We start from the raw sequence: 11,481 nt of genomic DNA, 5'->3' as shown, positions 1-11,481 counted from the left end.
CCTGTCGTTCATTCGATCACCCGAGGCACCAGGAACAGGCCGGCCTCGACCGCCGGCGCGCTCTTCTGGTTGGCCTCGCGGCTGTCCGGCTCGGTCACCGCGTCCTCGCGCAGGCGCAGCGCCACCTCCTGGATGGCCGACAGGGGCGTGTACAGCGGCGCCACGCCGGTGGTGTCGACCGCCCGCATCTGCTCGACGATCGCGAAGAAGCCGTTGAGCTCGCCCAGCAGGCTCGCCTGCTCGGCCGGGCTGAGTTCAAGCCGCGCAAGATTTGCGATGCGGCTCACATCCTGAGGCGTGAGTGCCATTTTTCGTGACGGATTTGGTGGTTTTAGCAATATGAGCGCCCAGCCCATCCCTCCAACGAAGGACAGCAAGCGCCGACATGCAGTGGCTTGGCCGGGCCGCCGGATGCGTGCCACAAGCCATGGGGTATTATCACCCGCCCTTGCTTCATGCCCTGCCGGGCCCGGCCCGATGGCACCGGACAGGCAGGGTTCACGGTTTCCAGTTCAGACCCGCGTTTCGTGGCTGGTCGTCACGCCACCGAAACGCCTTCGAGTTCACCATGTTCGGATCGTTGCGTCGCTATTTCTCCACCGATCTCGCGATCGACCTCGGGACCGCCAACACCCTGATCTATGTGCGTGGCACCGGCGTCGTGCTCAACGAGCCGTCGGTGGTGGCGATCCGCCACGAAGGCGGCCCGCACGGCAAGAAGACCATTCAGGCGGTCGGCGCCGAGGCCAAGGCCATGCTCGGCAAGGTGCCGGGCAACATCGAGGCCATCCGCCCGATGAAGGACGGCGTGATCGCCGACTTCACCGTCACCGAGCAGATGCTCAAGCAGTTCATCAAGATGGTGCATCCGCGCTCGCTCCTGCGACCGAGCCCGCGCATCATCATCTGCGTGCCCTGCGGCTCGACCCAGGTCGAGCGCCGCGCGATCCGCGAGTCGGCCCTCGGCGCCGGCGCCAGCGAGGTCTACCTGATCGAGGAGCCGATGGCTGCGGCGATCGGCGCCGGCATGCCGGTGTCGGAAGCCTCCGGCTCGATGGTGGTCGACATCGGCGGCGGCACGACCGAGGTCGGCGTGATCTCGCTGGGCGGCATGGTCTACAAGGGTTCGGTGCGCGTCGGCGGCGACAAGTTCGACGAGGCGATCATCAACTACATCCGCCGCAACTACGGCATGCTGATCGGCGAGCCCACCGCCGAGGCCATCAAGAAGGAAATCGGCTCGGCCTTCCCCGGCTCCGAGATCAAGGAGATGGAAGTCAAGGGCCGCAACCTCAGCGAAGGCGTGCCGCGCAGCTTCACCGTCTCCAGCAACGAGATCCTCGAAGCGCTGACCGACCCGCTCAACCAGATCGTCTCCAGCGTCAAGAAGGCGCTGGAGCAGACCCCGCCCGAGCTGGGCGCCGACATCGCCGAGCGCGGCATGATGCTCACCGGCGGCGGTGCCCTGCTGCGCGATCTGGACCGTCTGCTCGCCGAGGAAACCGGCCTGCCGGTGCTCGTCGCCGAGGATCCGCTGTCGTGCGTGGTGCGCGGCTGCGGCATGGCCCTGGAGCGCATGGAGCGCCTCGGCTCAATCTTCACGTCCGAATAAGCGGCCGCGCGCCGACGCTGCCGGCCGCGCCGACCGTTTCCCGACATGCCGCTGGGCACCCTCGACCGCACGCCGCCACCGTTCTTCCGCCAGGGCCCCTCGGCCCTGACGCGGCTGATCGTGTTCGCGTCGCTGTCGGTGTTCCTGATGGCAGCCGACACCCGGCTCGGCCTGACCGGTCCGCTGCGTACGATTGCGGCCGTCATCCTGCATCCGATCGAGCGGGTGCTGCTTGCGCCGGTGCGCGGCGCGCTGTCGGCCGGCCTGTATGTGGACGGCATCGCCCAGGCCCAGGCCCGCGCCGATCAGGCCCGCGCCGAACTGACCCGCCAGTCGGAGCGCTCACTGCAGGCCGGCCAGCTGCAGCAGGAGAACGCCCGGCTGCGCGCCCTGCTGGAGCTGCGCGAGCGGCTGTCGCTGCGCGCGCGCGCCGCCGAGGTGCTCTACGACGCGCCCGATCCCTACACCCGCAAGATCATCGTCGATCGCGGCAGCAGTCACGGCATCCTGCCGGGCTCGCCGGTGGTCAACGAGGACGGCGTGCTCGGTCAGGTCACCCGGGTCTATCCGATGACCGCCGAGATCACGCTGGCGATCGACGAGGATGCGGCCATCCCGGTGCACAACCTGCGCACCGGCCAGCGCGGCGTGGTCTTCGGCTCGCCGTCGAGCGACAGCATGGAACTGCGCTTCGTCGCCGCCAACGCCGACGTGCAGGTCGGCGACCTGCTGCAGACCTCCGGCCTGGACGGTGTCTACCCGCCCGGACTGGCGGTGGCCAAGGTCAGCCGGCTCGACCGGCGCACCCAGTCCGACTTCGCCAAGATCATGCTGCAGCCGATGGCCTCGCCCGACCATGTGCGTCATGTGCTGGTGCTCGAGCCGATCGGACTGCACCAGCCGGCCCGTCCGGGCGCCGACGAGCCTTCGCTGCCGGCGCACGGCAAGGAAGCCCGCGAGCGCACCGGCGCCGCCAGCGCGGCCGCCGCCTCGGCAGCAGCCTCCGCCGCATCTGCCCCTGCGCCGCGCCGCTCGCCCTGAGGAGATCGCCGATGATGCCCCGCTCGTCGGACCAGCTGCTGCTGCCGGTCAACCCATGGTTCATGTGGACCACGCTGGTCGGGGCGCTGCTGCTCAACCTGATCCCGCTGGGCCGCCAGCCGGCGATGCCGGACCTGATGGCGCTCGCGCTGGTGTTCTGGAACGTGCACCAGCCGCGCCGCGTCGGTGTCGGCGCGGCCTTCATGTTCGGCCTGCTGATGGATGTGCACGACAGCGCGCTGCTGGGTCAGCATGCGCTCGCCTACACGCTGCTGAGCTATTTCGCGATCACCATCCATCGCCGCATCCTGTGGTTCACGCCGGGCGCGCAGGCGGTGCATGTGCTGCCGCTGTTCGTGGCCGCCCATGTGACCTCGCTGCTGCTGCGCCTGGCCACCGGCGCCGAGTTCCCCGGCTGGCCGATGCTGCTGGCGCCGCTGTTCGAGGCGCTGCTGTGGCCGCTGGCGAGCTGGCTGCTGCTGGTGCCGCAGCGCCGCGCCCCCGACCCGGACGAGAACCGGCCGCTGTGAGGCGGGCCGTGATCCGCCGCCGCGCCGCCCCGCCGTCACGATGACCGAACTGCGCAACGTCGAACAGGAGCTCGACCGGTTCCGCACCCGCCTGCTGGCGGCTGCGCTGCTGGTGCTGATCTGCTTCGGCCTGATCGTGGCGCGGCTGCTGGTGCTGCAGGTGGTCAAGCACGAGGAGCTCTCGACCCGGGCCGAGAAGAACCGCATCTCGATCGTGCCGATCGTGCCCAACCGCGGCCTGATCGTCGATCGCAACGGCGTGGTGCTGGCCGACAACTACTCGGCCTACACGCTGGAGATCACCCGCTCGCAGCTGGTCGACGATCTGGACACCGTGATCGACCAGCTCTCGGAGGTGGTGGAGATCGCGCCGCGCGACCGCCGCCGCTTCAAGCGGGTGATGGTCGAGTCCAAGCGCTTCGAGTCGCTGCCGATCCGCACCAAGCTCACCGACGAGGAGGTCGCGCGCTTCACCGCGCAGCGCTACCGCTTTCCCGGCGTCGAGATCAAGGCGCGGCTGTTCCGCAACTATCCCTTCGGCGAGACGGCGGGCCATCTGATCGGCTACATCGGCCGCATCAACCAGCGCGAGAAGGACATGATGGCCGAGTGGTCCGACGAGGACCAGGCCAACTACCGCGGCACCGAGGTGATCGGCAAGCTCGGCATCGAGCAGAGCTACGAGCGCGAGCTGCACGGCATCACCGGCTTCGAGGAGGTCGAGACCTCGGCCGGCGGGCATCCGGTGCGGCTGCTGCGCTCCGAGCCGGCCACGCCGGGCAACACCGTGCGGCTGTCGATCGACATCAAGCTGCAGTCGCTGGTCGAGGAGCTGTTCGGCAGGCGCCGCGGCGCGCTGGTGGCGATCGACCCGCGCAACGGCGAGGTGCTGGCCTTCGTCAGCCAGCCCGGCTTCGACCCCAATCTGTTCGTCGGCGGCATCGACCAGGACTCCTGGAAGGAACTCAACGAGTCGCTCGACAAGCCGCTGCTCAACCGCGCGCTGCGCGGCACCTACCCGCCGGGCTCGACCTACAAGCCCTTCATGGCGATGGCCGCGCTGATCACCGGCAAGCGCACCGCCGGCCAGGCCATCTTCGACAACGGCTCGTTCATGTTCGGCAACCACCGCTTCCGCAGCCACGGCGATCACGGCCTGGGCTCGGTCGACATGGCCCGCTCGATCGTGCAGTCGAGCAATGTCTACTACTACATGCTCGCCAGCGAGATGGGCGTGGACATGATCCACGACCAGATGGCGCCCTACGGCTTCGGCGAGAGGACCGGCATCGACCTGGAGGGCGAGGCCACCGGCGACCTGCCCTCGACCGAGTGGAAGCGCAACAAGTACAGGCGCCCGGAGCAGAAGCGCTGGTACGCCGGCGAGACCATCTCGCTGGGCATCGGCCAGGGCTACAACAACTTCACCATGCTGCAGCTCGCCAGCGCGCAGGCCACGCTGGTGGCCGGCGGCAAGCGCTACGCGCCGCGCGTGGTGCGCGGCATCGAGGATGCGGTGAGCCGCGAGACACGCATCCTGTCCTCGCAGCTGGTGCTCGACATGAAGCTGCGCGAGCCCGATGTCGAGGTCATCAAGAACGCGATGTTCGGCGTGACACAGTCGGGGACTGCCACCCGGGTCTTCGCCGGCGCGCCCTACGCCAGCGGCGGCAAGACCGGCACCGCGCAGGCGGTCACCATCCGCCAGAACGAGAAGTACAACGCCTCCCGGCTGGCCGAGTACAAGCGCGACCACTCGCTCTACACCGCCTTCGCGCCGCTGGACGAGCCGCGCATCGCGCTGGCGATCGTCGTGGAGAACGCCGGCTTCGGCGCCGAGGCGGCCGCGCCGATCGCACGCCGCGTGCTCGACTATGTGATCGCCGGCCGCTATCCCTCGCCCGAGGACATCGCGCTGGTCCAGAAGGGCCAGGGCGCAGCGCCGATCGGCCCCTTCATCGCGGTGGCCGACGTGCCACTACCGCCGGCGCGCACCGGCGGCATGGAAAGCGACCTGCCCGCGACGGCGGCCTCCTCCACCGGCGCCGCGGCCAACGCCAGCACACCGCGCCAGATCGACCCGACCCCGCCGGGCGAGCCACCCCAGGCGCGTGCGCTGCAGCGCTGGTGGGTGCCCCGACGCGATGCATCGCCCGCGCCGCCGGCGCCAAGCACACCGGCCTCCTCGCCGAAGGACTCCGCGCCATGATCATCAACACCCCGTTCGACCGCCCGACCCTGTGGCAGCGGGTGCAGCCGCTGTTCCACGGCTTCGATCTGCCGCTGCTGCTGGCCATCCTGATCATCGCCACCATCGGCCTGACCGCGATGTACTCGGCCGGCTACGACAACGGCGCGCGCTTCGGACTGCAGGTGCGCAACATGGTGCTGGCCGGCGTGGTCTTCTTCTTGGTGGCCCAGGCACCGCAGCAGCGGCTGATGTCGCTGGCGGTGCCGCTGTACACGCTGGGGGTCATTCTGCTGCTGCTCACCGCCGCCTTCGGCATCGACCCGACGAACAAGGGCGCACGGCGCTGGCTCAATGTCGGCATCGTCATCCAGCCCAGCGAGATCCTGAAGATCGCCACGCCGCTGATGGCCGCCTGGTGGTTCCAGCGCCGCGAAGGCCGTGGCCAGACCGGCGACATCGCCAAGGCCTTCGTGCTGGTGCTGGTGCCCTTCCTGCTGGTGGCCAAGCAGCCCGACCTGGGCACCGGTCTGCTGATCTTCTTCGCCGGCTTCTTCGTCATCTTCTTCGCCGGGCTGTCGTGGAAGCTGATCCTGCCAGCCATCGCGCTGGGCAGCATCGGCATCATCGCGCTGATCCTGGCCGAGCCGACCATCTGCCAGCCCGGGGTGGACTGGCATGTGCTTCATGGCTACCAGAAAGGCCGTGTCTGCACCCTGCTCGACCCGAACCGCGATCCGCTGGGCAAGGGCTTCCACATCATCCAGGGCATGATCGCCATCGGCTCGGGCGGCCTGACCGGCAAGGGCTTCATGCAGGGCACCCAGACCCATCTGGAGTTCATCCCGGAGCGCACCTCCGACTTCATCTTCGCGGCCTTCTCCGAGGAATTCGGCTTTGCCGGCGGCTGCGCGCTGCTGGCGGCCTACACCTTCCTGATCTTCCGCGGCCTGGTGATCGCGCACGAGGCGCCGACCACCTTCTCTCGACTGCTGGCCGGCTCGATCACGATGAGCTTCTTCGTCTATGCCTTCGTCAACATGGGCATGGTCAGCGGCATCCTGCCGGTGGTGGGCGTGCCGCTGCCCTTCATGAGCTACGGCGGCACCGCGCTGGTCACGCTCGGGCTGTCGCTGGGCATCCTGATGTCCATCGCCCGATCGCGCCGGCTGATGCAGAGCTGAGGCAGAGCGGCCGGGCGGGCGGGCGGCGCAGCTCAGACCGGAATCTCGTCGGAGCGAGCCAGCTCGGCCGCTGGCCCCTCCAGCGACACCGCCTCCGGCACCGGCGCCTGGCGCAGGCGGATGGTGAAGCGCGCCCCCGGCCCCTCGCCGGCCGGCACCTGGCTGGACTCGCGGGCATCATCGAGCTGCACCGTGCTGCCATGCTGGTGGGCGATCTCCGCGACGATCGCCAGCCCCAGGCCGGAGCCGTCGACCGTGGTGCCCAGCGCGCGGTAGAAGGGCTGGAAGACCAGCTCGCGCTCGGCCGCCGGAATGCCCGGCCCCGAGTCCTCGACCTGCAGCACCACCGTCTGCGCAAACGGATCGGGCACCACCCGCACCGTGACGGCACCACCGCGCGGGGTGTAGTGCAGCGCGTTGTCGACCAGATTGGAGATCAGCTCGCGCAGCAGCAGGGCGTGGCCGAGCACCTCGGCCTGGCCGGGGCGCTGCAAGGCATCGGGCAGTTGGGAGTCGGCGCCCTCGTAGCCCAGATCGATGCCGGCATCGAGCGAACGCGGCACGAAGTCGCGCACCACATCGGTGGCCAGGGCCTCCAGGTCGATGCGGTCACGGGCCTCGATGCCGGCACGTGCATCGGCCCGCGCCATCGACAGCAGCTGGTTGACCATGTGCGCCGCGCGCTGCGAGGCCCGCGCCATCTGCTGCAGCGAGGCACGCAGCAGCTGCGGATCGCCGTGGCCGGCGTCGATCTCGCGCGCAGCCAGCTCGGCCTGCATGCGCAGGCCCGCCAGCGGCGTCTTGAGCTGGTGCGCCGCATCCGCCAGGAAGCGCTTCTGCGTCGCCAGCGAGGACTGCTGGCGCTCGAGCAGGTCGTTGATCGCCTGCACCAGCGGCGAGACCTCCTCGGGCACCTCATGCACGTCGATCGGCGAGACATCGTCGCTGGCGCGCTCGCGGATGCGCTGCTGCAGCGCGGTCAGCGGCGCCAGACCGCGCACCAGCGCCATCCACACCAGCAGCACCGCCACCGGCAGGATGACGAACTGCGGCAGGATCACGCCCTTGATGATCTCGGTGGCCAGCCGCGAGCGCTTGGCCTGCGTCTCGGCCACCTGCACCAGCACCGCGCGCGCGTCCGATCCCGGCACGATCCACTGGTAGGCCACACGCACGCTGTCGCCGTGGATCTCGTCGTCGCGCACCTTGACCTGGCCGGGCGTGCGCGGCTCGTCGGCGGGCGGCAGCGGCAGGTCGCGGTCGCCGCTGACGATCTCGCCCCGCGCGCCGCGCACCAGGTAATAGACATTGTCGACCTCGTCGGCGCGCAGCATGCGCGCCGTCTCGCGCGACAGGTCGAACAGGATGTCGTCGCCGCGCACCTCGACGCGCTGGCCCAGCGAGCGCACCGACTCGATCAGCGCCCGGTCATAGGGCAGGCTGGCGATGCCCTGCGCGGCCAGCCAGGTCAGCGCCAGGCTCATCGGCCACAGCAGCAGCAGCGGCGCGAGCATCCAGTCGAGGATCTCGCCGAACAGCGAGCGCTGCTCGCGCCGGCGCGCAAGCAGCCCGACCGGCGCAGCCGGCGCCGAGGCCGGTTCCGGAACCGGCAGGGCCTCAGGCCGCGATCTTCTCAAGACAGTAGCCCAGACCGCGCACGGTGGCGATGCGGATCGGGCCCTGCTCGATCTTCTTGCGCAGCCGGTGGATGTAGACCTCGATGGCGTTGTTGCTGACCTCCTCGCCCCACTCGCACAGCCGCTCGACCAGCTGGTCCTTGCTCACCAGGCGGCCGGCGCGCTGCAGCAGCACCTCCAGCAGGCTGAGCTCGCGCGCCGACAGGTCGACCATCTGCTCGTTGATGTAGGCGACGCGACCGGTGGCGTCGAAGGTCAGCGGCCCGTGCTTGATCAGGCTGCTGGCCGAGCCCAGGCCGCGGCGGGTGAGCGCGCGCACCCGGGCCTCCAGCTCCTGCAGCGAGAAGGGCTTGGCCATGTAGTCGTCGGCGCCCAGGTCCAGGCCCTTGACGCGCTGCTCGATCGAGTCGGCCGCGGTCAGGATCAGCACCGGCACCGCCGAGCCGCGCCCGCGCAGCTTCTTCAGCACCTCCAGGCCATGCATCTTGGGCAGACCCAGATCGAGGATCAGCAGATCGAACTCGTGGGCCGCCAGCGCGGCATCGGCTTCCGATCCGCTGGCCACATGGTCGACGGCATAGCCGGCGCTGCGCAGGCTGCGCAGCAGTCCGTCGGCCAGGACCTGGTCATCTTCGGCGATCAGAATGCGCATGTCAGTCTCCTCTGTATCCTGCCGGATCCTGAGGGATCCCTGCTTCTGGGTCCGATTGTAGAAAGCCCCGCACCGTACCGCATCGGGACAGATGCGATGATGGCCACCCGCGCCTTGCGTCTCGTCAGGCAACAGCCGGACAGCATGACCGGGGCGAAGTCATCGGATGACCTGCCGTCCGGACCGCCTGTGCACCTCAGGCCACAGGCCTGCGGATCCGCCGGCCGATCCATCACATCACCACTGTACAAATAGACAGTCTCTGAGATAATGGCCGCCACACCCAGGAGAACCCCGATGGATGCATCCAAGTCCGCCCCCGCCTCGCTGAACACCGAGAAGGCCAAGGCCCTGCAGGCCGCGCTGGCGCAGATCGACAAGCAGTTCGGCAAGGGATCGATCATGCGCCTCGGCGAGGGCGAGGTGATCGAGGACATCCAGGTCGTCTCGACCGGCTCGCTGGGCCTGGACATCGCGCTGGGCGTGGGCGGCCTGCCGCGCGGCCGGGTCATCGAGATCTACGGCCCCGAGTCCTCGGGCAAGACCACGCTGACGCTGCAGGTCATCGCCGAGATGCAGAAGCTCGCCGGCACCTGCGCCTTCATCGACGCCGAGCATGCGCTCGATGCGCAGTACGCGCAGAAGCTCGGCGTGAACCTGCAGGAGCTGCTGATCAGCCAGCCCGACACCGGCGAGCAGGCGCTGGAGATCGTCGATGCGCTGGTGCGCTCCGGCGCGGTCGACCTGATCGTCGTCGACTCGGTCGCGGCGCTGACCCCGAAGGCCGAGCTCGAGGGCGAGATGGGCGATGCCCTGCCCGGCCTGCAGGCCCGTCTGATGAGCCAGGCGCTGCGCAAGCTCACCGCCACCATCAAGAAGACCAACTGCACCGTCATCTTCATCAACCAGATCCGCATGAAGATCGGCGTGATGTTCGGCAGCCCGGAGACCACCACCGGCGGCAACGCGCTGAAGTTCTATGCCTCGGTGCGTCTCGACATCCGCCGCGTGGGAAGCATCAAGAAGGGCGACGAGGTGATCGGCAACGAGACCCGGGTCAAGGTGGTCAAGAACAAGGTCAGCCCGCCGTTCAAGACCGCCGACTTCGACATTCTCTACGGCGAGGGCATCAGCCGCGAAGGCGAGATTCTCGATCTGGGCGTCAACGCCAAGCTGGTCGACAAGTCGGGGGCCTGGTACGCCTACAAGGGCGAGAAGATCGGCCAGGGCAAGGACAACAGCCGCGAGTTCCTGCGCGAGAACCCGGATCTGGCCCACGAGATCGAGAACCGCATCCGCGAATCGCTCGGCATCAGCCTGCTGCCGCCGCTGGCCGGCACCGAGGGTGCCTGAGCCAGCGGGCGTCCATGCCAGCGCCCAGCCTCAGTCTGAAAGGACGCGCGCTGCGCTTCCTGAGCCTGCGCGAACACTCGCGCAGCGAACTTGCGCGCAAGCTGGCACCGCATGCCGAAAGCGCCGAGCAGGTCGAGGCGCTGCTGGACGAGCTGACCGCGCTGGGCTTTCTCAGCGAGCAGCGCTTCGTCGAATCGCTGCTGCACCGGCGTGCAGCCCGCCACGGCAGCAGCCGCATCCGCCAGGAGCTGAACGCCAGCGGCGTCGATCCGGCCGATCACCAGGAAGCGCTCGACGCCCTGAAGGACAGCGAGCTGAGTCGGGCACGCGCGGTCTGGTCACGCCGCTACGCCAGCGCGCCGTCCGACCTGAACGAGCGTGCGCGCCAGACGCGCTTTCTGCTCGCTCGCGGCTTCTCGTCCACCATCGTCCGCCAGGTGCTGCAGGCCGCGGCACATGCCGAGATCGACGACACTGAAGCGCAGGATCGGCCAGACTGACCCCAGTCATACGACGTCCAAACACTGTGGGAAGCACGCATCCTGTTGATGCGGCGCAACATGCTACAGTTCGCGCGCCTCGGCAAAGCCGCCGACCAGGGCGCCGCCGCAGCGCGCCAGGACGCATTCATTCCTGAATCCCTTCAGAACAGAGCTCAAGCGATGAAGATCCACGAATACCAAGGCAAGGAAATCCTGCGCCAGTTCGACGTTCCGGTGCCGCGCGGCTACCCGGCATTCACGGTCCAGGAGGCGGTGGAAGCCGCCGAGAAGCTGGGCGGCCCGGTCTGGGTCGTGAAGGCGCAGATCCATGCAGGCGGCCGCGGCAAGGGCGGCGGCGTGAAGGTCGCGAAGTCGCTGGACGACGTGCGCGCCCGCGCCACCGACATCCTGGGCATGCAGTTGGTCACGCACCAGACCGGCGCGGAAGGCCAGAAGGTCCGCCGCCTGTACATCGAGGACGGCGCCGACATCGGCAAGGAGTTCTACGTCTCGCTGGTCACCGACCGCGGCACGCAGAGCGTGGCCTTCATCGCCTCGTCGGAAGGCGGCATGGACATCGAGGAGGTCGCGCACTCGACGCCCGAGAAGATCATCACCGAGATGATCGACCCGCTGGCCGGTCTGACCGACGAGCAGGCGGCCAAGATCGCGCGTGCCATCGGCATGGAAGGCCACACCGTGGACCAGGCCGTGTCGCTGTTCAAGAACCTGTACCGCTGCTACATGGAGACGGATGCCTCGCTGGTCGAGATCAACCCGCTCAACCGTGACAGCAAGGGCA

The 11,481-nt window shown here is 68.9% G+C and carries 11 protein-coding genes; 8 read left to right on the top strand and 3 right to left on the bottom strand.

Annotation, left to right across the window (positions count from 1 at the left end; all coding sequences use genetic code 11):
• Window positions 1–8: 8 nt before the first annotated feature.
• Window positions 9–308, bottom strand: a complete 300-nt coding sequence (gene gatC / locus HZU84_RS17150) for an Asp-tRNA(Asn)/Glu-tRNA(Gln) amidotransferase subunit GatC (RefSeq protein WP_149504572.1) — start codon at window positions 306–308, stop codon at window positions 9–11.
• Between the two features lie 260 nt (window positions 309–568).
• Here gatC and HZU84_RS17145 point away from each other — a divergent pair, with 260 nt between their 5' ends.
• Genes HZU84_RS17145 through rodA form a run of 5 tightly spaced genes read left to right on the top strand, consistent with a single transcriptional unit; the run spans window position 569 to window position 6,555 of the window.
• Window positions 569–1,612 carry a rod shape-determining protein gene (locus HZU84_RS17145; protein WP_037480320.1) on the top strand — a complete coding sequence of 348 codons (1,044 nt, stop codon included), beginning with the start codon at window positions 569–571 and terminating at the stop codon, window positions 1,610–1,612.
• 45 nt (window positions 1,613–1,657) lie between these two features.
• The gene (gene mreC, locus HZU84_RS17140) at window positions 1,658–2,653 is read left to right on the top strand and encodes a rod shape-determining protein MreC (protein WP_149504573.1); all 996 of its coding nucleotides are present in this window, start codon (window positions 1,658–1,660) and stop codon (window positions 2,651–2,653) included.
• Window positions 2,654–2,664: 11 nt separating this feature from the next.
• Window positions 2,665–3,183, top strand: coding sequence for a rod shape-determining protein MreD (gene mreD / locus HZU84_RS17135; protein WP_149504574.1), 519 nt, complete (start codon window positions 2,665–2,667; stop codon window positions 3,181–3,183).
• A gap of 40 nt (window positions 3,184–3,223) precedes the next feature.
• Window positions 3,224–5,392 (top strand): penicillin-binding protein 2, encoded by a 2,169-nt coding sequence (gene mrdA / locus HZU84_RS17130; RefSeq protein WP_149504575.1) that lies wholly within the window; start codon window positions 3,224–3,226, stop codon window positions 5,390–5,392.
• Window positions 5,393–5,394: 2 nt separating this feature from the next.
• On the top strand, window positions 5,395–6,555 hold the full coding sequence (gene rodA / locus HZU84_RS17125) for a rod shape-determining protein RodA (protein WP_149505342.1): 1,161 nt from the start codon (window positions 5,395–5,397) through the stop codon (window positions 6,553–6,555).
• 32 nt (window positions 6,556–6,587) lie between these two features.
• Here the strand turns inward: rodA and HZU84_RS17120 are convergent, their stop codons facing one another.
• On the bottom strand, window positions 6,588–8,069 hold the full coding sequence (locus HZU84_RS17120; RefSeq protein WP_180693035.1) for a sensor histidine kinase: 1,482 nt from the start codon (window positions 8,067–8,069) through the stop codon (window positions 6,588–6,590).
• A gap of 103 nt (window positions 8,070–8,172) precedes the next feature.
• Window positions 8,173–8,844 carry a response regulator gene (locus HZU84_RS17115; RefSeq protein WP_149504576.1) on the bottom strand — a complete coding sequence of 224 codons (672 nt, stop codon included), beginning with the start codon at window positions 8,842–8,844 and terminating at the stop codon, window positions 8,173–8,175.
• A 297-nt stretch (window positions 8,845–9,141) separates the two neighbouring features.
• Here HZU84_RS17115 and recA point away from each other — a divergent pair, with 297 nt between their 5' ends.
• The 3 genes from recA to HZU84_RS17100 form a co-directional block, all read left to right on the top strand.
• A complete protein-coding gene (gene recA, locus HZU84_RS17110) occupies window positions 9,142–10,197 on the top strand; it encodes a recombinase RecA (protein ID WP_037480324.1) in 1,056 nt (351 codons plus the stop codon).
• Window positions 10,198–10,211: 14 nt separating this feature from the next.
• Window positions 10,212–10,697, top strand: coding sequence for a recombination regulator RecX (gene recX, locus HZU84_RS17105; protein ID WP_149504577.1), 486 nt, complete (start codon window positions 10,212–10,214; stop codon window positions 10,695–10,697).
• 162 nt (window positions 10,698–10,859) lie between these two features.
• A partial coding sequence (locus tag HZU84_RS17100) for an ATP-grasp domain-containing protein (protein WP_180693033.1) occupies window positions 10,860–11,481 on the top strand: 622 nt, incomplete at its 3' end.

The sequence above is a fragment of the Sphaerotilus sulfidivorans genome (assembly GCF_013426975.1).
Taxonomy (GTDB): domain Bacteria; phylum Pseudomonadota; class Gammaproteobacteria; order Burkholderiales; family Burkholderiaceae_C; genus Sphaerotilus; species Sphaerotilus sulfidivorans.
This window is presented reverse-complemented; position numbering and strand designations above follow the sequence as displayed.